This is a genomic window from Streptomyces sp. NPDC026515 (genome assembly GCF_055567595.1).
Map to the genome: position 1 here is coordinate 188733 of NZ_JBVHQD010000006.1, position 22052 is coordinate 210784.

General features: G+C 71.1%; 18 protein-coding genes and 1 tRNA gene. 4 read left to right on the forward strand and 15 right to left on the reverse strand.

Annotated features, from left to right (window positions below):
- Nucleotides 1-48 precede the first annotated feature (48 nt).
- Together ACZ4O3_RS13975 and ACZ4O3_RS13980 are read right to left on the reverse strand one after the other, a co-directional pair.
- On the reverse strand, nt 49-2289 hold the full coding sequence (locus ACZ4O3_RS13975) for an MMPL family transporter (protein ID WP_362716582.1): 2241 nt from the start codon (nt 2287-2289) through the stop codon (nt 49-51).
- Nucleotides 2290-2413: 124 nt separating this feature from the next.
- Nucleotides 2414-3022, reverse strand: a complete 609-nt coding sequence (locus ACZ4O3_RS13980) for a TetR/AcrR family transcriptional regulator (protein WP_362716585.1) — start codon at nt 3020-3022, stop codon at nt 2414-2416.
- A 188-nt stretch (nt 3023-3210) separates the two neighbouring features.
- Here ACZ4O3_RS13980 and ACZ4O3_RS13985 point away from each other — a divergent pair, with 188 nt between their 5' ends.
- On the forward strand, nt 3211-6510 hold the full coding sequence (locus tag ACZ4O3_RS13985) for a S41 family peptidase (RefSeq protein ID WP_467722256.1): 3300 nt from the start codon (nt 3211-3213) through the stop codon (nt 6508-6510).
- Nucleotides 6511-6651: 141 nt separating this feature from the next.
- Here the strand turns inward: ACZ4O3_RS13985 and ACZ4O3_RS13990 are convergent, their stop codons facing one another.
- The 4 genes from ACZ4O3_RS13990 to ACZ4O3_RS14005 form a co-directional block, all read right to left on the reverse strand.
- On the reverse strand, nt 6652-6903 hold the full coding sequence (locus ACZ4O3_RS13990; protein WP_467722257.1) for a hypothetical protein: 252 nt from the start codon (nt 6901-6903) through the stop codon (nt 6652-6654).
- Nucleotides 6904-6997: 94 nt separating this feature from the next.
- Complete coding sequence (locus tag ACZ4O3_RS13995) at nt 6998-7882, reverse strand: SDR family oxidoreductase (RefSeq protein WP_362716594.1); 885 nt, start codon at nt 7880-7882, stop codon at nt 6998-7000.
- A complete protein-coding gene (locus ACZ4O3_RS14000) occupies nt 7879-8835 on the reverse strand; it encodes an alpha/beta fold hydrolase (RefSeq protein WP_467722258.1) in 957 nt (318 codons plus the stop codon). Before ACZ4O3_RS14000 ends, ACZ4O3_RS13995 begins: the two co-directional genes overlap by 4 nt.
- On the reverse strand, nt 8832-10361 hold the full coding sequence (locus ACZ4O3_RS14005) for a flavin-containing monooxygenase (RefSeq protein WP_384986786.1): 1530 nt from the start codon (nt 10359-10361) through the stop codon (nt 8832-8834). The genes ACZ4O3_RS14000 and ACZ4O3_RS14005 overlap by 4 nt, the downstream gene beginning before the upstream one ends.
- A gap of 176 nt (nt 10362-10537) precedes the next feature.
- Here ACZ4O3_RS14005 and ACZ4O3_RS14010 point away from each other — a divergent pair, with 176 nt between their 5' ends.
- Entirely contained in the window at nt 10538-11182 is a 645-nt protein-coding gene (locus tag ACZ4O3_RS14010; RefSeq protein WP_362716609.1) for a MerR family transcriptional regulator, read from the forward strand.
- Here ACZ4O3_RS14010 and ACZ4O3_RS14015 read toward each other — a convergent pair.
- The gene (locus tag ACZ4O3_RS14015; RefSeq protein WP_467722259.1) at nt 11160-11963 is read right to left on the reverse strand and encodes an exodeoxyribonuclease III; all 804 of its coding nucleotides are present in this window, start codon (nt 11961-11963) and stop codon (nt 11160-11162) included. The genes ACZ4O3_RS14010 and ACZ4O3_RS14015 overlap by 23 nt on opposite strands.
- A 78-nt stretch (nt 11964-12041) precedes the next feature.
- Here ACZ4O3_RS14015 and ACZ4O3_RS14020 point away from each other — a divergent pair, with 78 nt between their 5' ends.
- The gene (locus tag ACZ4O3_RS14020) at nt 12042-12530 is read left to right on the forward strand and encodes a GNAT family N-acetyltransferase (protein ID WP_362716607.1); all 489 of its coding nucleotides are present in this window, start codon (nt 12042-12044) and stop codon (nt 12528-12530) included.
- 120 nt (nt 12531-12650) lie between these two features.
- Here ACZ4O3_RS14020 and ACZ4O3_RS14025 read toward each other — a convergent pair.
- From ACZ4O3_RS14025 to galU, 7 genes are all read right to left on the reverse strand, one after another.
- Nucleotides 12651-12724 (reverse strand) — tRNA-Ala (locus ACZ4O3_RS14025).
- 103 nt (nt 12725-12827) lie between these two features.
- Nucleotides 12828-14054: a divisome protein SepX/GlpR gene (sepX, locus tag ACZ4O3_RS14030; RefSeq protein ID WP_467722260.1), complete on the reverse strand. Its 1227-nt coding sequence runs from the start codon at nt 14052-14054 to the stop codon at nt 12828-12830.
- A 184-nt stretch (nt 14055-14238) separates the two neighbouring features.
- Nucleotides 14239-14910 carry a GNAT family N-acetyltransferase gene (locus ACZ4O3_RS14035; RefSeq protein WP_362726447.1) on the reverse strand — a complete coding sequence of 224 codons (672 nt, stop codon included), beginning with the start codon at nt 14908-14910 and terminating at the stop codon, nt 14239-14241.
- Nucleotides 14911-14930: 20 nt separating this feature from the next.
- Complete coding sequence (locus ACZ4O3_RS14040) at nt 14931-15467, reverse strand: MogA/MoaB family molybdenum cofactor biosynthesis protein (protein WP_362726445.1); 537 nt, start codon at nt 15465-15467, stop codon at nt 14931-14933.
- Nucleotides 15464-15976 carry a cyclic pyranopterin monophosphate synthase MoaC gene (gene moaC / locus ACZ4O3_RS14045; RefSeq protein WP_362726442.1) on the reverse strand — a complete coding sequence of 171 codons (513 nt, stop codon included), beginning with the start codon at nt 15974-15976 and terminating at the stop codon, nt 15464-15466. The genes ACZ4O3_RS14040 and moaC overlap by 4 nt, the downstream gene beginning before the upstream one ends.
- 125 nt (nt 15977-16101) lie before the next feature.
- The gene (gene glp / locus ACZ4O3_RS14050) at nt 16102-17424 is read right to left on the reverse strand and encodes a molybdotransferase-like divisome protein Glp (RefSeq protein WP_384986798.1); all 1323 of its coding nucleotides are present in this window, start codon (nt 17422-17424) and stop codon (nt 16102-16104) included.
- The gene (gene galU, locus ACZ4O3_RS14055; RefSeq protein ID WP_362726437.1) at nt 17421-18356 is read right to left on the reverse strand and encodes a UTP--glucose-1-phosphate uridylyltransferase GalU; all 936 of its coding nucleotides are present in this window, start codon (nt 18354-18356) and stop codon (nt 17421-17423) included. The genes glp and galU overlap by 4 nt, the downstream gene beginning before the upstream one ends.
- Before the next feature lie 94 nt (nt 18357-18450).
- Here galU and ACZ4O3_RS14060 point away from each other — a divergent pair, with 94 nt between their 5' ends.
- Nucleotides 18451-19071: a 5-formyltetrahydrofolate cyclo-ligase gene (locus ACZ4O3_RS14060; RefSeq protein WP_467722261.1), complete on the forward strand. Its 621-nt coding sequence runs from the start codon at nt 18451-18453 to the stop codon at nt 19069-19071.
- Between the two features lie 73 nt (nt 19072-19144).
- Here ACZ4O3_RS14060 and ACZ4O3_RS14065 read toward each other — a convergent pair whose 3' ends face one another.
- A complete protein-coding gene (locus tag ACZ4O3_RS14065; RefSeq protein ID WP_467722262.1) occupies nt 19145-21904 on the reverse strand; it encodes a penicillin acylase family protein in 2760 nt (919 codons plus the stop codon).
- Nucleotides 21905-22052: the final 148 nt, after the last annotated feature.

Genomic DNA, 22052 nt, shown 5'->3' on the forward strand with positions numbered 1-22052 from the left:
GCGCCCGTCCCCACGGCCCCTCACCGGCGGCCTGTCCCGAGCGGCGCGTCAGGCGCGTACCAGCTGCCGGTCCTCGTCGTCGTTGTCAGATTTGCCGCCCTCGTCGGCGTTCCGGCCGGACAGGGCGCGCAGGCCCTCCCCCTCGACGTCGACGTTGGGCAGCGCGCGGTCCAGCCACTTCGGCAGCCACCAGGCGCGCTTGCCGAGCAGGGCGAGCACCGCCGGGACGATCGCCATGCGGACGATGAAGGCGTCGAAGAAGACGGCGATCGCGAGGCCGAAGCCGATCATCTTGATCATGGACTCGCTGGAGCCGATGAAGCCGGAGAAGACGGCCATCATGATGACGGCGGCGGCCGTGACGACCCGCGCCCCGTGCTTGAAGCCGGTGACGACGGCCTGGCTCGGCTTCTCGCCGTGGACGTACGCCTCCCGCATACGGGTCACGAGGAACACCTCGTAGTCCATGGCGAGGCCGAAGACGACACCCACCATGAAGATCGGCATCATCGACATGACCGGGCCGGTCTCCTCGACGCCGAGCAGGCCGGACAGCCAGCCCCACTGGAAGACCGCGACCACCGCGCCCAGGGCCGCCATCACGCTGAGCAGGAAGCCGAGGGCCGCCTTCAGCGGCACCAGGACCGAGCGGAAGACCACGATCAGCAGCAGGAAGGCGAGGCCGACGACCAGGACCAGGTAGGGGATCAGCGCGTCGTTGAGCTTCTGCGAGACGTCGATGTTCATCGCCGTCGAACCGGTCACCAGGACCTTGGCGTCCGTGTCGGCGGTGATCTCGGTGCCCTGGTCGCGGATCGCGTGGACCAGGTCCTCGGTGGTGGTCGAGGACGGCTTGGAATTCGGGATGACGGTGATGGTCGCGGTGTCGCCGGCCTTGTTGGGGGCGGCCGGGGTCACCGTGACGACGTCCTTGAGGCCCTTGATCTCGTTGTCGACCTTCTTGAACGCCGACTTCGGGTGGACGCTGTCCTTGGCGTCGACGACGACCATGAGCGGGCCGTTGAAGCCCGGGCCGAAGCCGTCGGAGAGCAGGTCGTAGGCGCGGCGCTGGGTGGTCGAGGCCGGCTGGGAGCCGTCGTCGCCGAGGCCGAGCTGCAGGGAGGTCGCGGGGACCGCCGCCGCGCCGAGCCCGACGACACCGAGCAGCAGGACGGCGACCGGGCGCCGTACGACGAAGCTGGCCCAGCGGGTGCCCATGTTGGGCCGGTCGGCGTGCTTCTTCTTCGGGCGGCCGCCGCCGAGCAGCCTGCTCTTCTCGCCGGTGGGCCTGATCCTGCGGCCCGCGAAGCCGAGCAGCGCCGGGATGAGGGTGAGGGCGATCAGGACGGCCACGACGACCGTGCCCGCGGCGGCCACTCCCATCTTGGTGAGCATCGGGATGTTGACGACGGAGAGTCCGACCAGGGCGATCACGACCGTCAGACCGGCGAAGACGACCGCCGAGCCCGCCGTGCCGACCGCGCGGCCTGCGGCTTCCTCGCGTTCGCGGCCCTCGGAGAGTTCCGCGCGGTAGCGGGAGACGATGAACAGCGCGTAGTCGATGCCGACCGCGAGGCCGATCATCGTGGCCAGGGTCGAGGTGGTGGAGCCCAGGTCGAGGGCGCTGGCCAGGGCCGTGATCGTGGAGACGCCGATGCCGACGCCGATGATCGCGGTGAGCAGCGGGAACCCGGCGGCGAGCAGCGAGCCGAAGGTGACGACCAGGACGACCGCGGCGATCGCGATGCCGATGACCTCGCTGGAGCCGGTCTCGGGCGTGGCGCTGAGCGCGTCACCGCCGATCTCCACGGTCAGCCCGGCGTCCCGCGCGTCCTGCGCGGCCGCCTTCAGGGCGTCCCGTGAGGAGTCCTCCAGCTCCATGCCGGACACCTTGTAGTTGACCGAGGCGTACGCGACCTCGCCGTTCTTGCTGACGGCGTGCCCCTTGTAGGGGTCGGCGACCGAGGCGACCTCGGAGTCCTCGCCGAGTTCCTTCACGGTCTTCTTGACGGTGGCCCTGTTGAGCTTGTCGGTCATCTTCTCGCCGGCCGGCGCCTTGAAGACCACGCGCGCGGTGGCGCCGTCGGAGCTGGTGCCGGGGAAGCGCTGGTCCAGCAGGTCGAAGGCTTTCTGGGCCTCGGTTCCGGGGATGGAGAAGGAGGTGTTGCCGGCGGCGGGGGCACTGGCCGCGCCGACTCCCGCGAGGGTCAGCAGCGCCACCCACAGCAGGGCGACGTAATGCCGTCGCCTGAAGGCGAGCCGGCCCAGTTTGTACAGGAACGTGGCCACGAGGTCGTTCTCCCGGTCAGGTCGTGGGGTATGCAGGGCAGGGGTGATCGACCCCGTGGAGGACAGGGGTGATCGGCCCGACGACGTGAGCGGAGACGTCAGGTGGGCTGGGTGTGGGGAAGGGTCAGCCGGTGATGGGCGCGCGGAGTGCGGGGAGCACCACGGCGTCGATGTACGACAGGAGGAAGGCCTGGCTGGGCGGCTGCTCGTCGATCAGGGAACGGGCGGCGAACCCGCCGATCACCATGTGCATCACGAAGTCGATCGCCGGGTTGTCCGCACGGACCTCGCCCCGGTCGATGGCGCGCCGCAGCACCTGGTTGAACTCGGCCATCTCGGGCCCGATCAGATGCTCCTTGAACGCTTCCAGGAGGTCCGGGTTGCCGTGGACCGCCATGGCGAGACCTCGCATCAGCGCGGAGTTCTGCTCCATCTCGCAGTCGTCCGAGCGCAGGGTCATGGCGTGCAGATCGCCCCGGAGCGAACCGGTGTCGATCTTGCTGAAACCCGCGCCCCCCGGCTTGTTGTGCCGTACCGCCTTGGCCACCAGCTCGGCCTTGCCGCCCCACTGGCGGTAGAGGGTGGCCTTGCTGGACTTGGTGCGGGCGGCGACGGCGTCCATGGTGAGGGCGTCGTAGCCGACCTCACGGAGCAGGTCGAGCACAGCCTCGTACAGCTCGGCCTCACGCTCGGGCGTGATCCGACTGCGACGCGCCGTTGCGACCTCAGCCATGCCACTCACCCTTTCCTGTTCCGTCGGCGGCAGGGTGCGTACATCTTGCACCTCACTGCGTACATGTTGAAGATACCCCGCGATCTACAGAAACGAAACCGTTTCGTACGTGTGCTCTCTCACGTACGGCCGCCAGGCGCGCGCGTCCACGAGTTGCTGGCCTCCTGCACCCGGAAAAGCATGGGGAGGTGAGCTATCTGCGCCTGCCGCACCTCCACGGTGACCTGTTGTGCTTCGTGGCCGAGGACGACCTCTGGCTGACCTCGCTGGGAGCCCCGGGCCGCGCCTGGCGGCTCACCGTCGACCGCACCAAGGTCGGCCATCCGCGCTTCTCGCCGGACGGCCGCCGGATCGCGTACACGAGCTGGCGGAGTCTGGTGCCCGAGATCCACCTGACCGACGTGGACGGCGGGCCGGGACGGCAGCTGACGTACTGGGGCAGCGCCGACACCCGGGTGTGCGGCTGGACGATCCCGGGCCCGGCGGGTGACGCCGACATCCTCGCGGTGGCCTCGCAGGGGCAGCCGTTCTCCTACTTCTCGTGGGCCTACAAGGTGTCCCCCGACGGCGACCCGGGCCGCAAGCTGCCGTGGGGGCCGGTCTCCGATCTCCAGGTCGCCGACATCGGGGGCGACCGCAGGACCCTGCTGCTCACCGGCACCCCGCCGCACGAACCGGCCGGCTGGAAGCGCTACCGGGGCGGCGCCATGGGCCGGCTCTGGCTGCACGGGCAGCGACTGCTCGCCGGCATCGGCGGCCATCTGGACTCCCCGATGTTCGTCGCCGGCCGCATCGCCTTCCTCTCCGACCACGAGGGCGTCGGCAACCTCTACTCCTGCGCCTACGACGGCTCCGACCTGCGCCGGCACACCGATCACGACGCCTTCTACGCCCGGCACGCCGCGAGCGACGGCGACCGGGTGGTGTACCAGTGCGCGGGCGACCTGTGGCTCGTCGACGACCTGGGCCCGGGCTCGGTGCCCCGCAGGCTGGACGTGCGGCTGTCCGGACCGCGCGCCGGGCGACGCCCCTACCAGGTGCCCGCCGCCCAGCACGTCGACGGCGTCTCCGTGGACGAGACGGGACGGGCCAGCGCCGTCGTCGTACGCGGCAGCCTGTACTGGCTCACCCACCGCGACGGGCCGGCCCGCACCATCGCCGACACACCAGGGGTGCGGGTGCGGCTCCCCGAGATGCTCGGCTCGACCGGGCAGATCGCGTACGTCACCGACGCCGACGGCGCGGACGCGGTCGAGATCGCCCACCTGCCCCGGGCCAGCGGCTGCCGCCCGCCGCGCCGGCTGGCCTCCGGCCGACTGGGCCGCGTCCTCGAACTGGTGTCGGACCCGCTGGGCGAGCGGCTCGCGGTGGCGGCCCACGACGGACGGCTGCTGCTGATCGACGTGCCCGAGGAGGTCGCGGGCGCCGAGGGCGCCGAGGAATCCGCCGGTTCCGCCGACGGTGTGGTCTCCGACGCCGTGGTCACCGAGTTGGTCCAGTCGGTCAACGGTCCGGTCCGTGATCTGGCCTTCTCACCGGACGGGTCGTGGCTGACCTGGTCGCATCCTGGCATCGGCCGTTCGCTGCGGCAGATCAAGCTGGCCCGCATCAGCGACCGGCTCGTCATCGACGTCACCGACGGCCGCTTCGAGGACGAGAACCCGGTCTTCACCCGCGACGGCCGCTATCTCGCGTTCCTGTCCTGGCGCGGCTTCGACCCGGTCTACGACGTCCACACCGGCGACCTGTCGTTCCCGCTCGGCTGTCGCCCCTACCTGGTCCCGCTCTCCTCGGCGACCCCCTCCCCCTTCGCCCTCAGCCCCGACGGGCGCCCGGCGGCGGGCGGCCTGGACCCGCTCGAGGACGAGGAGTCCGGTGAGGGCGGCACGGTCACCGTCGAGGTGGAGGGGCTGGAGAGCCGGGTGACCCCGTTCCCGGTGACCGCCTCGAAGTACTCGGCGCTGTACCCGGTCGCGGGCGGCGGTCTGGTCTGGCTGCGCTGGCCGATCTCGGGCGCGCTGGGCGAGACCTTCGTCAATCCCGCCGACACCAGCGGCCGGCCGACCCTGGAGTACTTCAACATCAGCAAGGCGAAGAAGTCCGAACTCGTCGACCACCTGGACTGGTTCACGGTCAGCGGCGACGGCAGCCGCCTGGTCGTGGTCGACGAGGGCGATCTGCGTGCCGTGCCGTCGACCGAGTCCGGCGACGCCGACTCGACCGTCTGGATCGACCTGCGCCGCATCCTGCACACGGTCGACCCGCCCGCCGAGTGGCGGCAGTCCTACGCCGAGGCGGGCCGCCTGATCCGCGACTACTTCTGGGACCCCGGAATGTGCGGCATCGACTGGGACGCGGTGCTCGACCAGTACCGTCCGCTGGTCGAACGGGTCTCCTCCCCCGACGACTTCGCCGACCTGCTGCGCGAGGTCCTCGGCGAACTGGGCACCTCCCACGCCTACGTCACCCCCGCCCGCCGCAACGAGGGCCCGCCGCACTACCAGCGCTACCAGGGCCTGCTCGGCACCGACCTCGTACGCCGGGACGGCGGCTGGACGGTCAAGCGGATCCTGCCCGGCGACTCCTCCGACTCCAAGGCCCGCTCCCCGCTCGCGGGCACCGGGATCCGGGAGGGCGCGGTGCTCACGCACGTGGACGGCAGGCCGGTGGACCCGCTGACCGGCCCGTACCCGCTGCTCGCGGGCGCCGGCGGTACGACGGTGGAGCTGACCTTCGTACCCGGCGACGGCGAGCCGGGGCCCGCGCGCCGGGTCGCCGTCCTCCCGCTGATCAACGAGCGGCCGCTGCGCTACCAGGACTGGGTGGCCAAACGCCGGGCCGTGGTGCGGGAGATGAGCGACGGCAGATGCGGCTACCTGCACATCCCGGACCTGGGCGGCTCGGGCTGGGCCCAGTTCAACCGCGACCTGCGCCGGGAGGTCTCGCTCCCCGCGCTCATCGTCGACGTGCGCGGCAACGCGGGCGGCCACATCAGCGAACTCGTCGTCGAGAAACTCACCCGGACCATCCTGGGCTGGGACCTGACCAGGGACGCGCAGCCGGTGTCGTACGCCTCCAACGCCCCGCGCGGCCCGATCGTCGCGCTCGCCGACGAAGCCACCTCCTCCGACGGCGACATGATCACGGCCGCGATCAAGCTGCTGCGGCTCGGCCCGGTCGTCGGGCAGCGCACCTGGGGCGGAGTCGTCGGCATGACCGGCCGGCACCGCCTGGGCGACGGCACGGTGATCACGGTGCCGATGAACGCGGCCTGGTTCGAGGAGTACGGCTGGTCCGTCGAGAACCACGGCGTCGCCCCCGACGTGGCGGTCCTGCGCACCCCGCTGGACTGGGCGGAGGGCCGCCACGTGGAGATGGACGAAGCGATCCAACTGGCCCTGGACCTCCTGACCGACCACCCGCCGGCCCAGCCACCGGACTACAGCCAGGTCCCGGACCGCTCCCGCCCCCGCCTTCCCCCCAGGTGAGCACCCAAGAGGCGCGGGGGAACTGCGCGACAAACCCCCACCGCCCCGCACCCCTCCCCTGGACGCCACCCCAAAGCCGAACGCAGGGCGCCCTCCTGAGAGAAGGACGCCCCACGTAGGTCGCTCCAGCCAGTGCAACGACTAGGCGTCGTAGTCCTGGTCGAACCGGTCCTGCATCTCCTGCTCGGTGTCGTCCGTGTTCCGACGACCGCGCTCAGGCATCTGCCGGCCACGCTCCTGCGTCGCCTGCTGGCCACGCTGCGGAACCTGCGTCGCCTGCTGGCCGCGCTGCGGAGCCTGCTGGGCCTGCTGGCCCCGCTGCTGCGTGCGCTCCTGGCTTTCGTGCATCTTCTGCTTGGCCTGACCCTGCGTCTTGCCGGCCTTGTCCTTCATACCCATGTGGGTTCACTCCCGTGGAGGGTGAGGGGATCGGCCCTCAGTGGGGCCTCGACCAGATTCACACGGGCCGACCACGCACGCATTTCGATCAATGACGGTGCGTAGCGCGCGCCTCCTCGTCAGCCGCCCCACCTGCGCCGACGAGTCCGGTGCGCATGCCCTGCAGGCGGGGTGCGAACCGCTTCATCTCGCGCTGCCCGACCGTCCCGATCAACGCCGGCAGGTACCCGCGCACGCCCTGCATCCCCCGCAGCCACCACTGCCCGTACACATGCGCCGAGCGCCGCTCGATCCCGGCCACGATCCGGTCCACGGCGGGGCCCAGCGGGTACGTCTTGTTCGACGGCCACGGCAGCCGCTGCCGCAACTCCCGCATCACCTCGTCCTGGTCGGCGCCGCGCACCATGTCGGTGTCCGTCCAGGACAGGTACGCGACCCCGACACGCACGCCCTGGTGCCCGACCTCGGCGCGCAGACTGTGCGCGTACGCCTCCACCCCCGACTTGGACGCGCAGTACGCCGTCATCATGGGCGCCGGCGTGATCGCGGCCAGCGACGCGACCTGCAGCAGATATCCCCGGCTCTCCGTGAGCACGGGCAGGAACGCGCGGGCCGTCATCGCCGAGCCGATCAGGTTGACCTCGATCACCCGCCGCCAGGCCCCGGGATCCGACTCGGCGAACGGACCGCCGTTCGCCACTCCGGCGTTGGCCACCACGATGTCGACCTTCCCGAACCGGTCCTTGACCTCCCGCGCCACCCGGCTCATCGCCTCGTGGTCGGTGACGTCGGCGTACCAGTGGGCGCTGTCGGTGTGCAGCCGCCCGGAGACCTCCTTGAGCGCCTCCTCCTCCAGCCCGACCAGCGCGACCTTCGCCCCGCGCGCGGAGAGCTTGCGGGCGAGCAACTCGCCGACCCCGCGCGCCGCTCCGGTGACGACGGCGACCTGTCCTTCGAGACCGACCCTGCTCATGAGCCCTCCTTGATCCGCTCGGGCGCCTCGGCGCCGGCTCGGCCGGGAACGTCCGTCACGTAGGTGGTGACCAGCTCCCGGATCTTTCCGTTGACCAGTTCCGGCGCCTCGACCGGAGTCATGTGGCCCAGGCCGGGCAGCTCGGTGAGACCGAGGGAGTGCGGCAGCGTCGCGACCAGCGCGCGGGCGTGCATCGGCGGCGTGAGCCGGTCGGACGCGCCGCTGATGACCGCCGTGGGCACCCGCAACTCCCTTACTCCGGCGTCGAGGTCGAGGCCCGCGAGGACGAGCGCCCAGGCGTGGCGGACGGCGCGCGGACAGGCGTGCACGATCCGCGCGCACGCCTCCACCATCTGCGGGGCGGAACCGGGGCCCATGGTGGCGTACTTGAGGATGCTCCGGGCGACGGGCGTGACCGGCCCGAGGGGGGCGCGCGAGGCCAGGACCCGCGCCGTGAGACGGGTGCGCGCGGCCCCGGCGCGCATCGGTATGACACGTGCCTCCGCCACCAGCCGTGAACTGCCGGTGCTGCACAGCAGGACGGCGGCCGCGTGCTCACGGAAGCCCGGGCGGGCGGAGGCCGCCATGACGCTCATGCCGCCCATGGAGTGCCCGACGATCACGGCCTGCTCCCCGGGCGCGAGCGTGTGCGCGAGCACCGCTTCCAGGTCGTCGGCCAGCGCCTGGGTGGTGCACACGGGGCTCGCGGGACTGCGCCCGTGGCCGCGCTGGTCGTACGCGATGACCCGGTGGCCGGCGGCCAGTTCCCTGGTCTGCGCCGCCCAGAAGGCGGTGGAGCAGGTCCAGCCGTGGGCGAGGACGACGGCGGGCGCGTTCTCGGGGCCGTGCACCTCGACATGCAGGCGCGCGCCGTCGGCGGAGACGACGGTGAGTTCACGCGCGGGCACGGGCGGCGCGTACGGCCCGGTCGTCACGTGGGTGAGGCGGCTCACGCGCCCACCTCCGCACCGGACTTGGCGTCCTGCGCGCCGCCCGTACCGGCGGCCAGGGGGGCGCGCACCACCTCGTACTCGGCGAGATCCACCCGCTGCGTCGCACGCCGGAACTCGGTCGTCGTGCCGGGCCAGATGGTCGTGTTGCGGCCGTTCGCGTCCAGGTACCAGCTGGTGCAGCCGCCGGTGTTCCACACGGTGCGCTTCATGCGTTCCTGGACCTTGTGGTTCCAGGCGGCCACGGCGGCGGGGCGCGCGTCGAGGGCCGCACGCCCGCCGAGGACACGGAGCTGGCGCAGGTAGTCGGCCATGTAGTTCAGCTGGGACTCGATCATGAGGATCATGGACGAGTTCCCGAGGCCGGTGTTGGGCCCGATGATCGTCATCCAGTTGGGGAAGCCGGCCGCGGCGGCGCCGCGCAGCGCCGCCATGCCGTCCTTCCAGGTCTCCGCCAGGGTCCGCCCGTCCGCGCCAACGACGCGCTCGGCGATGGGCATGTCCGTGACGTGGAAGCCGGTGCCGAAGATGATCGCGTCCACCTCGGCGCTGCTGCCGTCCGCCGCCACCACCGTCGATCCGCGGATCTCGCCGAGCCCGCTCGCCACCACGTCCACGTTGGGCCGCGTCAGCGCCGGATAGTAGGTGCTGGACAGCAGGATCCGCTTGCAGCCGATGCGGTAGTCCGGGGTGAGCCTGGCGCGCAGCGCGGGGTCCTTGACCGCCCGGGCCATGTTGCGCTTGGCGAGGCTCTCGACCAGGCCGAGTTCGTCGGGGCGCTTGGTGAACGCCTGGACCTGGAGTTCCCGGATGCCCCACAGGAACCCGCGCCGGGCCTGGGTGGTGAAGGGCAGCGCCCGGTGCAGCCGGCGTTCGCCCGCGCTGATGGCGCGGTCCACGCGGGGCATCACCCACGGGGGCGTGCGCTGGAAGACGGTGAGCTGTGCGACCTCGGGCTGGATGGCGGGCACGATCTGGATCGCGGAGGCGCCGGTGCCGACCATGGCGACCCGCTTGCCGCGCAGGTCGTAGTCGTGGTCCCAGCGGGCCGAGTGGAAGACCTTGCCGGGGAAGGAGTCCAGCCCCGGGATCTCGGGGATCTTCGGGTCGGACAGCGGTCCGGTGGCGGAGACGACGACGTCGGCGGAGAGCGAACCGGAGGCGGTCTCGATGTCCCAGCGCAGCTTCTCCGGGTCCCAGGTCATGCGCTTGACCTCGGAGTCGAAACGGAGGTGGGGCCGCAGCCCGAACACGTCGGCGACGTGCTCCAGGTAGGCGCGGATGTGCTCCTGCCCGGAGAAGGTGCGCGGCCAGTCGGGATTGGGCGCGAAGGAGAAGGAGTACAGGTGGGACGGCACGTCGCAGGCGCACCCCGGGTAACTGTTGTCCCGCCAGGTGCCGCCGACGCTGCCGGCCCGTTCCAGGACGACGAAGTCGGTGATCCCCTCCCGGCGCAACCGCACGGCCGCGCCCAGTCCGCCGAACCCGGACCCGATCACCGCCACCCGTACCTGCTCGTGCTGGGCCATCCGGAGCCTCCACGCATCGACCATGATTACGCCAGTGAATACTGGCACGATTGGAGGGTAGAGCAGCTCCGTACTGATGGGTAGGGGGCGCGCACAGGAAAGTTACCGGCGGTACAACATAGGCTTCGCACGTGGCAGACGACGGTGGACAGAGCGACGAGGCGCACGAGTACCGCATGGCGGAACTGGCCGGCCTAGCCGGCATCACCGTGCGCACGCTGCGCTTCTACCGCGAGCGCAAGCTGATCCCGCCACCGCGCCGCGAGGGCCGCATCGCCTGGTACGACGACCATCACCTGGCCCGGCTGCGGACGATCTCGGCACTCCTGGAGCGCGGCCACACCCTGAACGGCATCGCGGAGCTCGCCGAGGCCCTCGACCAGGGCCGCGACGTCGCCGACCTCCTCGGCATCGAACCGACGGAGGAGGAACCGGTCCGCCTCACCCCCGAGGAACTCGCCGCCCGCTTCGAGGGCGAGGCCACCCCGGAGAACCTCGCCGCCGCCCTGGACCTCGGTTACCTCGGCACCGACGGCGGCGACATCGTGCACATCAGCCGCCGCCTGCTGGACGCCTCGGAGGCCCTGGTCCGCGAGGGCTTCCCGCTCGCCGAGGTCCTGGCGGCCGGCCGCGGCGTCCGCGAACACGCCGACGCCCTCGCCGAACTCTTCGCCGAACTCGTCCTGCGCCACGGCCCCCGGGAAGACATGGAACGCCTGCGCCCCCTGGCGCGCAGCGTGGTGGAGGCGGAGGTCTCCCTGGCCCTGGACCGCCGGATGAGCAGACGGGAACAGCCGGTCAGAGGTCGTACACGACCGTGACCGGAGCATGGTCCGACCAGCGCTCCGCATGGGTGGCCGCGCGTTCCACGAAGCCCTTGACCGCCCTGGCCGCGAGCCCCGGCGTGGCCATCTGGTAGTCGATGCGCCAGCCCGAGTCGTTGTCGAAGGCCCGCCCCCGGTACGACCACCAGGTGTACGGCCCCTCGGTCTCCGGGTGCAGCGTGCGGACGACGTCGGCATAGCCGCCGTCGGCCGGGTCCAGGACGGTGGTCAGCCAGTCCCGTTCCTCCGGCAGGAAGCCGGAGTTCTTGGTGTTGCCGCGCCAGTTCTTCAGGTCGGCCCGCTGGTGGGCGATGTTCCAGTCGCCGCAGACGACGACCTCTCGCCCGTCGGCGGCGGCCCGCTCGCGCAGGTCCTTCAGATGGAGGAGGAACTCGTCCATGAACCGGTACTTCTCGTCCTGCCGCTCGGTGCCGACCTCCCCGGAGGGCAGGTAGAGGGAGGCGACCGTGACGCCGGGCAGGTCGGCCTCGACGTAGCGCCCGCTCGCGTCGAACTCGTCCGACCCGAAGCCGACACGCACCCGGTCCGGCTCGCGCCGGGTGTACAGGGAGACACCCGCGCGCCCCTTGGCGGACGCGGGAGCGTGCACGGCATGCCACCCGGCGGGCGCGCGCACCCCCTCCGGGAGCTGCTGCGGTTCCGCGCGCACCTCCTGCAGGCAGAGCACGTCAGCGGAGGTCTCCGCGAGCCACTCCACGAAGCCCTTCTTCGCGGCGGCCCGCAGCCCGTTCACATTCACCGAGGTCACAGTCAGCACCCCGGCACGATACCGGCACACTGGACGGTGCCCCGATGTCCACCGCGCTTCCGCTTGCACGAATATACGATGTCTCACATGATTATACGTTCTGTTGCCTTCGACCACCCCGACGCCGTCAAGCTCAACGACGAGGTCCAGGCCGAGTACCACGTGCGCTACGGCGACGGGGGCGACGCCACGGCCCTCGACGCGGCCGACTTCGCACCGCCCAACGGCGTCTACCTGGTCGCCTACGACGAGTCCGACCGCCCCGTGGCCACCGGCGGCTGGCGCAGGCAGGACGAGAACGGCGAGGGCAACGAGAACGGCGACGCCGAACTCAAGCGCATGTTCGTCGTCGAGGGGATGCGCGGCCGGGGCCTGGCCCGCCGCATGCTCACCGCCCTGGAGGACGACGCCCGCGCGGCCGGCCGCCTCCGCATGGTCCTGGAGACCGGCACCAAGCAGCCGGAGGCCATCGCCCTGTACACCTCCAGCGGCTACGAGCCGTGTGTGAAGTTCGGCTACTACCGCCACTACGAGTTGAGCCGCTGCTACGCCAAGCCCCTGCGGGCGGACTTGTAGTCCGCGTCACATCCGCCCGCCCCAACTCGCCTTCCGGTACCCACCGGGCCTCGGGTCGGGGCACTCCGGAAACGACGAGATCCCGGCGATCGTAATGATCGCCGGGATCTCGTTGTGCAGTGGACCTGTGGGGATTTGAACCCCAGACCCCCTCGATGCGAACGAGGTGCGCTACCAGACTGCGCCACAGGCCCTTGCAACGAGTGAAACTCTAGCATCCCCGTCGGGGTGCTTGGAAATCCGTTCCCTGACTGGTCAGGGACGGGGTCCCGGGAGGGACCCCGCGCCGTCCCCGTGTCACTCGTTGGCCGCCCGCGGGCGCTCGCCGTCCTCGTACTGATCGAACAACGGCGTGCGTCCGCGCTCACGGGCCCGGCGCGCGGAGGCCGCGCGGCGGGCGTCCGTACGGCCGTCCGCCGGCCGGTCGTCGGCCGGCTCCGCCGCCTCCGCCTCGCTCTCCGGCGCGGCCGGCTTGGCCTCCTGCTCCGGCGCGACGGAGCTGGACCGTGCCGAGCTCCAGGCGCCCGGCGCCCCCAGGTCCACGTCGGAGGTGGCGCGGGGCGCGACCGGCGCGGTCACGTACGTCGGCAGGGGCACCGGCACCGGGTCCCAGCTGTCCCCGTGCCCGGGCCGGCGCTGCCGCTCGCGCTGCTGGTCGACCCATTCGGCGTGGTCGGTCTGTTCGACGAGGGCGCGCCGGTCGGCGGCTAGCGCGGACAGCCCGGGGTCGGTCTCGGCCCCTGGTCCCTCGGCCGGTTCGTCGGCCGCCGTGCCCGGGTCGAGGGGCGCGCGCCGCCGCGGCTGACGCTCCCGCAACCGCTGTGCGGCGACCTCGGCCTGACGCCGGTCCATCTGGTAGGCGAAGCGCCGGCGTTCCTGCGCGCGCAGGTAGGCGATGTAGGCGCTGAGCATGACGGCGGGTACGCCCGGCACCCACAGGAACGCCAGCCCCCCGACGGCTGCGACGATCGCGCCCATCGTGAACGCGGCGAAGAGCATCACGGTGGTGCGCCGACGGCGCGCCAGCGCCTTCGTGCGCCGGGCTCGCGCCGCGGCGGCCTGCGCCGAGGACGCACGCTGCGCGTCCGGAACCCGCTTGCGCGCGGGGGCGGATGCCGGGGCGGGCGTGACGCCTGCCTGACGGGCGGGTGCGGAGGGGGACTTGGCCGCCGGTGCGACCACGTGGTCGCGCGCCGGTTCGGGACGCCCGGGTGCCTCCGGCTCCGCCTCGGCCCGGACCTGACGGCGGGTCGGAGGCATGGCGAAGGCCCGGACGTCCACCGAGTCGGTGACGGCGCCCGGATCGTCGGCGCCCTGCTCGCCCTCGGGGGCGGAGCGCGCCCGCAGGTCCTTGGCGTATCGGCGCTCCATTCCCGCCCGTCCGGACAGCAGCCGGATGGCGGTGCTGAAGCGTTCCGTCGGACGGGCCTCGTTCAGCTCGTCCTGCCTACGGAGCCACATCGGCACCAAGTAGGCGGCCCAGGCCCCGACAATGACTGCGTAGATGAGGCCGCTGCTGCTCACGCCTCACACGGTAGAGGGGTTTGCGTGGGGCCATCTGCCAATTGCGTCGGTGTGTCGCACGATCTGGCTGATATTTCGAACTTTTTTTGTGACCGATGCGATCAACGGGCCACCGGAGCCGCGAATTCAATGCCCTGAGACGGTCACCAGTCGATCAATTTCGAACACGTATTCCATTTTCGGGCTAGGTGGGATTCCCTGGGGTGTTCCGCGGATTCCAGGGCACGTCCGGGGTACCCGTCGTGCCCGGTGCCTTCGGCGACCCGCTCCGGGAGCGTTCCCGCCGCCAGCGGCCGAGCAACCCCTCGGGCACCTCTTCCGCCGTGAGGGCGAAGACGAGGTGGTCGCGCCATGCTCCGTCGATGTGGAGATAACGCGGCCGCAGCCCCTCCTCACGGAATCCGAGTTTCTCCACGACCCGGCGGCTGGGCCGGTTCTCGGGGCGAATACAGACTTCGATGCGGTGCAGACCAACCGTGCGGAAACAGTGGTCCACCACGAGCGCGACGGCCGTGGGCATCACCCCGCGGCCGGCCACCGACTGGTCCACCCAGTAGCCGACGTGACCCGAGCACATCGACCCCCAGGTGATCCCGGCGACCGTCAACTGCCCGACCAGGCGCCCCTGGTACTCGATGACGAAGGGCAGCATGCGGCCCGAGTTCGCCTCCGAGCGCAGATGCCGGACCATCTGCCGGTAGGTCGGCCGGTGCGCTATCGGGCCGCTGGGCGTGGGCGGCGGGATGGTCGCCTCCCAGGGGCGCAGCCAGTCGCGGTTGCGCCGGTTGACCTCGCGCCAGGCCCGTTGGTCGCGCACCCTTATGGGCCGGAGGACGACGTCGCCGTCCACCAGCACGACGGGCCAGGATGGGCTGTTCAGCTCGCACCCCCGGTGCTGGATCTGGGGTGGTCGCCGCCCCGGATCTGGTCGACGGCGTGCGCCAGCAGCGGTTCCAGGACGGCCAGGCCGTCCCGTACCCCGCCGGTGGACCCCGGCAGGTTGACGATCAGTGTCCGGCCCGCCACCCCGGCCAGACCACGGGAGAGCGCGGCGGTGGGCACCTTCTCCCGTCCGAACGCGCGAACGGCCTCCGCGATGCCCGGCACCTCGTAGTCGAGCACCGCGCGGGTCGCCTCGGGGGTGCGGTCGGTGGGCGAGACGCCGGTGCCGCCGGTGGTGACGACGACGTCGTACCCGGCCTCGACGGCCGCGCGCAGGGCGGCCGCGACGGGATCCCCGTCGGACACCACCCGCGGCCCGTCCACGGCGAATCCGAAGCCCTCCAGGCCCGCCGCGACCAGCGGTCCACCCCTGTCCTCGTAGACACCGGCGGCGGCACGGTTGGAGGCGGTCACCACCAGCGCGCGGTACGGCGTGCGCGGCGCACCACCGGCGGACGGCCCGGCGTTCACACCCGGCTCCAGTCGCCCGACTTGCCGCCCGTCTTCTCCTCCACGCGTACGTCCGTGATGACCGCTCCCTTGTCGACCGCCTTGACCATGTCGATCACCGTGAGGGCGGCGACGGAGACCGCGGTGAGGGCCTCCATCTCGACGCCCGTACGGTCCGTCGTCTTCACGGTGGCCCGGATCTCCACGGCGTCCTCCGTGACCGACAGATCCAGTTTCACACCGGAGACCGACAACGGGTGGCACAGCGGGATCAGGTCCGGGGTGCGTTTGGCGCCCATGATGCCCGCGATCCGCGCGGTGGCGAGCGCGTCGCCCTTGGGGACGCCCTCGCCGCGCAGAAGGTCGATCACCCGGGGCGAGACGAGGACACGTCCGCTCGCACGGGCGGTGCGCGCGGTCACGTCCTTGCCGGACACGTCGACCATGCGGGCGGCGCCGGCGTCGTCGATGTGCGTCAGGCGGTCTGGCTCAGGGCGTCCGGGGGTCTCCCCCCGGGAAGGCTCAGTCATGCTGTGTGGCGCTCCCGGTCCGGGCCCGTCGCGGTGCGGCGCTCGGGCCTGCTGTGCGCGACACGGTACCGCCAAGCCGGCGCGGACGACCGGGCAGGACCGCCCGGCGGACGGGTGCACGTGGGTCAGCCGAGCAGGACGACCTCGACCTCGCTGCCGGGTTCGACGGACTCCACGTCCTCGGGTACGACGATCAGCGCGTCGGCGTGCGCCAGGGCGGCGACCAGATGCGAGCCGGCGCCGCCCACCGCGGTCACCTCGCCGTCGGCGTACGCCCCGCGCAGGAACTGCCTGCGCCCCTTGGGCGAGCCGAGCGCCCGGTCCCCCTTGAGCGTGGCCCTGGCACGGGGGCGGTGCACGTCCGGAAGGCCCATCAGGGTGCGGATGGCGGGGCGGACGAACAGCTCGAAGGAGACGTACGACGAGACGGGGTTGCCGGGCAGGGCCAGCAGGGGTGTGTGGTCGGGGCCGATGGAGCCGAAGCCCTGGGGCTTGCCGGGCTGCATGGCGAGCTTGCGGAAGTCGATCCCGCCGCCCGCCTCGTCCTCGTCGCCGACGTGCGCCAGCGCCTCCTTGACGACGTCGTACGCCCCGACGCTCACGCCGCCGGTGGTGACCATCAGGTCGGCGCGGACCAGCTGGTCCTCGATGGTGGCGCGCAGGGTGTCGGCGTCGTCTACGACCGCACCCACCCGGTAGGCGATGGCGCCCGCGTCCCGGGCCGCGGCGGTGAGGGCGAAGCTGTTGGAGTCGTAGATCTGGCCGCTGCCGAGTTCCTCGTCGGGCTGGACGAGTTCGCTGCCGGTGGAGACGACGACCACCCGCGGGCGCGGGCGCACACGTGCCGTGCCGCGGCCGATCGCGGCGAGCAGGGCGATCTGCGGCGGGCCGAGGACGGTGCCGGCCGCCAGGGCGAGGTCGCCGGCCTTCACGTCGCTGCCCCGCGCGCGTACGTGGGCGCGGGCCTCGGCCGGCCGGTGCACGCGCACATGACCCGCGGCGCCCTCGGGCGCGTGGCTGCGCGCCCGCATCCCGGCGACCGGGCCTTCGCCGAGTCCGCCGTCGGTCCACTCCACGGGGACGACGGCCTCGGCGCCGGGCGGCAGCGGGGCGCCGGTCATGATGCGGGCCGCCTGGCCGGGGCCCACGGGCGTCAGCTCGGCCGCGCCCGCCGCGACGTCCCCGACGACCTCCAGGACGGCCGGGAACTCCTCGCTCGCGCCCGCCACGTCCGCGACCCGTACCGCGTACCCGTCCATCGAGCTGTTGTCGAAGGGCGGCAGCGACAGCGGCACCATGACGTCGTCGACCAGGACACACCCCTGGGCATCGAGAAGTTGCAGCTCGATGGGTTCCAGGGGGCGGACGGTGGTGAGGACGTCCTCCAGGTGCTCGTCCACCGACCACAGGTGGTCCGGGCCGGCGGGACGGATCGCGGCGCTGCTCAACTCTGCTGCATCTCCTCGGCTACGTAACTGCGAAGCCAGGTCCGGAAGTCCGGGCCCAGGTCTTCACGTTCGCACGCGAGCCTGACAATGGCACGCAGGTAGTCACCGCGGTCGCCGGTGTCATAGCGGCGGCCCTTGAAGACGACACCGTGCACGGGGCCGCCGACCCTCTCCTCCGCGGTGGCCGCCGACGAGTACGTCTGGGCAAGCTTCTGGAGGGCGTCGGTGAGCTGGATCTCACCACCGCGGCCCGGCTCCGTGCGCCGCAGTATGTCGAAGACGTGCGGGTCGAGCACGTAGCGGCCGATGATCGCGTAGCTCGACGGGGCGTCCGCCGCGTCCGGCTTCTCCACCAGGCCGGTCACCCTGACGACGTCGCCGTCGACGGTCGTCTCCACCGCGGCGCAGCCGTAGAGATGGATCTGCTCGGGATCGACCTCCATGAGCGCGATCACGCTGCCGCCGTACTGCTCCTGGACCTCGATCATGCGCTGGAGCAGCGGGTCGCGCGGGTCGATCAGGTCGTCGCCGAGCAGGACGGCGAAGGGCTCGTGGCCCACGTGCGGGGCCGCGCAGAGCACGGCGTGGCCGAGACCCTTGGGGTCACCCTGGCGCACGTAGTGCATCGTGGCCAGGTCGCTGGACTCCTGGACCCTGGCGAGCCGGCCGGCGTCGCCCTTCTTCTGGAGCGCCGATTCCAGCTCGTAGTTGCGGTCGAAGTGGTCTTCCAGGGGACGCTTGTTGCGTCCGGTGATCATGAGGACGTCGTCGAGCCCCGCCGACACGGCCTCCTCGACCACGTACTGGATCGCCGGCTTGTCGACGACCGGCAGCATCTCCTTGGGAGTGGCCTTGGTGGCCGGCAGGAACCGGGTGCCGAGGCCTGCCGCGGGAATGACAGCCTTGCTGATCCTGGGGTGTGACTGAGTCATGTCCGCAACCTTATCCGGTGCCTTTGCGAAGAATCCGAGGCTCCGGTTAATTGGCACTCATATGACCACATTAGAGAGGATGCGGGGATGACCTGTGCAGCACGGTGAACCCGGGGGCGACACTGACAAGCGAACGTTGCGGCGAGAATTCCTGGGGGTGAGGAACAGGTTGACGACGGATGTCGTCAGGGAGTCCGCGGAGGCGCTGGCCGAGCACGCTCTGGAACTTCCCGAGCTGGCGCGTGCACGCACGGTGGCGGCGTACGTCTCCGTCGGGAGCGAGCCCGGCACCCTCACGCTGCTCGACGCGCTGCTCACGCGGGGGGTACGTGTCCTGCTCCCGGCGCTCCTGCCGGACAACGATCTGAGCTGGGGCGCGTACGCCGGGGAGGGCTCCCTCGCGCGGGTCCAACACGGCGGGCGGATGGCACTGTTCGAGCCCTCGGGTGAACTCCTCGGGCCGGACGCCGTGCTCCACGCCGACGTCGTCCTGCTGCCGGGCCTCGCGGTCGACGCGCGCGGGATGCGGCTGGGACGCGGCGGAGGGTCCTACGACCGCGTGCTGGCGCGTCTGGAGCGTGCCGGGGCGCACCCGGCACTCGTCGTGCTGCTGTACGACACGGAGGTCGTCGAGCGCGTGCCCGCGGAGGCGCACGACCGTCCGGTGCAGGCGGTGGTGACGCCTTCGGGCGGGCGCCGGTTCACGGACTCCTGAGGGAGCCGCCGCGTGAACGCGGCCCTCCACGCGCGCGTGGAGGGCCGCGTTCACCGGTGTGCGGTCGGGCACCTCAGGGCTTGAGGACGAGCGTGTCACCGGTACTCTTGTCGACCGCCTTGTCCGAGAACGACCACGGGAGCAGCTCGCCGTCCGCCCACTTGCCCGTCTGGTCGGTGTAGTGGGCGCTGAAGGCGTGGCCCGAGGCTCCGGTGAGGTTGATCCACTTGGATTTGTCGAGGTCGTCGAGGTTGACGACCATCCGCATGGACGGCACCCAGACGACGCCGTAGCCGCCGGCCGCGTTCCAGCCGGTCGCGTCGACCGTGGCCTCGCCGCCGCTGAGCTTCCAGGGGCCGCGGTTGAGGACGTACTGGACGATGGCCGGGCCCTCGGTGCCCAGGGTCTGGTTCTTCAGGAACAGCCGGTGCAGCCGGCCCCAGCTCCAGGTGTCGATGTCCTTGCCGAGCTTGGCGGTCAGCTCCCAGCGGGCGTCGACCATGGCGCGCTCGAACAGCTCGTCCATGTTGTTCGCCTTGTTGCGGTCACCCGCACCGGCCGGCGTCTTCCACCAGTCGCTGTCCGGCTTGTCCATGAGGTTGCGGACCACCTCGAACCAGCGGTCGCCGCCGTCCGGCTGGGCCTGGTCGGCCGCGCGCTCGCCGCATTCGCGGACCTTGGAGTCGTCGTCCACCGGGCCGGTGTTGTCGACCCTGTCGACCCACAGGCACTGACCCTTGACCCGCAGTTCCTTCGGCAGTTTGTTGCCGAAGGCGAGCTTGAGGATGTTGCGCCAGACCGAGTTGAAGTAGGCGGCGGCCGCGGAGTCGGCGTCCTGGGTGTAGTCCCAGCCCTCGAGGAGTTTCTGCGCCTCGCGGACGTCCTTGTCGTCGAGGTTGATCTTCAGCAGCTTGGGCACCAGCAGCTTGGCGATCTCACTGCTGTTGTCCACCTGCATCTGGCGCATGTCGTCGGTGGAGATCTTCCCGCCGTCCTTGATCTTCGACTCGATCAGGTCGGTGATGCGCTGGCTGCGGGTTCCGTAGCCCCAGTCCGTCGTGAGCGTGTAGGGGTACTTGTCGTCGACCACCGCCTGGTTGGCGGTGACGATGTAGCCGCGCTTCGGGTTGTACTCGTAGGGCAGTTCGTCCTGCTTGATGAAGCCGGTCCACTTGTACTTCGAGTCCCATCCCGGCGCCGGGACGGACCCGTCGTGTCCCGACGCGCGCGTGGGGATCTTGCCGGGCAGCGTGTAGCCGATGTTGTTCTTGGTGTCGGCGTAGATCAGGTTCTGCGAGGGCACGTCGAACTGCGCGGCCGCGTCGCGGAAGCTGCTCCAGTCGGACGCCTTGTCGAGCGCGAAGACGGCGTCCATGGTGGTGCCCGGCTGGAGGGCGGTCCACTTCAGGGCGACGCCGTACCCGTCACCCCGGTCGGGTGCGGCGGTGTCGACGGAGGCCTTCTTGCCGACCTGGACGAGTTCGTCGTTGCGGTCGGACAGCAGCGGCATCCCGTCGGCGGTCTGGCGTACGACGATCTTCTTCGAGCTGCCGCCGGCGACCTTGATGATCTCCTCGCGCGAGGTGAACGGCTTGGTCTTGCCGTCGTACAGGTAGCCGTCGCCGGAGAGCTTCTCGAGGTAGAGGTCGGTGACGTCGACACCGGAGTTGGTCATGCCCCAGGCCATGTCGGCGTTGTGGCCGATGATCACACCGGGCATACCGGCGAAGGTGTAGCCGGTGACGTCGTACTGGCACTTGCTGGAGACCGTCGTGCAGTGCAGGCCCATCTGGTACCAGACGGACGGCAGCGAGGCCGAGAGGTGCGGGTCGTTGGCGAGCAGCGGCTTGCCGGTGATGGTGTACTTGCCTCCGACGACCCAGGAGTTGGAGCCGATGCCCTGGCCGTTCACGCCGACGGCGGTGGGGACGTCGTCCAGGACGTCGTAGAGGCCCGCCAGCTGGCTTGTCAGCGCCGAACCGCCTGCCGACGAGGTGGAGGAGCCGCTCGTGCCCGTCGAGGTCCCGGAGCCGTCCGTGGAGCCGCTCTGCTGGAACGTCTTGGTGAGCTCGTCGTACTGGCCCTCCTGGACGATCGTCTTGTTGCGGCCGTACGGGTAGTCCGGGTAGAGGTCCTTGATCTGCTGCGGGCCGAGGCGGCTGGTCATCAGGGCCCGGTCGATCTCGTCGTCCATGTTGCCGCGCAGGTCCCAGGCCATCGCCTTGAGCCAGGAGACCGAGTCGACGGGCGTCCACTGCTCGGGCCTGTAGTCGTTGACGAACCCGAGGGCGGCGTACTCCAGGGAGATGTCCTTGCCGTCCTTGCCCTGGAGGTAGGCGTTGACTCCCTTGGAGTAGGCCTGGAGGTAATTCTTCGTCGAGGCCGACAGCTTGGTGTCGTACTCCTCCTTGGCGACCCGGTCCCAGCCCAGGGTGCGCAGGAACTCGTCGTCCTTCACCTGGCCCTTGCCGAACATCTCGGACAGGCGCCCGGACGTCATGTGGCGGCGCACGTCCATCTCGTAGAACCGGTCCTGCGCCTGGACGTAGCCCTGCGCCATGAACAGGTCGGCGTCGGAGGAGGCGTAGATCTGCGGGATCCCGTACCCGTCCCGCTTCACGGTCACGGGTCCGGACAGGCCCTTGAGCGTGAGCGAACCCTTGGTCTGCGGGAAGGACGCGCGGACCGTGCTGATCGACCAGTACGACCCGTAGGCGATGCCCCCGACGACGGCGAGCACGAGCACCAGAACGAGCAGGCGGGCTCGGCGCCCCTTCTTCCTGCCGGACTTGCCAGGCTTGTCACCCGATGAGGCGGTGGTGTTGGGGGGCATCGCTGTCCTTGCTGTCCTAACGCGAGCGGCAGGCGGTCCTGGAGTGCTGGAGCAACCATAGGCGCAGGGCCTGAGGCGCCTTGACGCGGAGTCGGGTACCGGCGGGCACGGGCGTTCGATCTTCCCTCGCGGAACGTCAAGAAAGCGT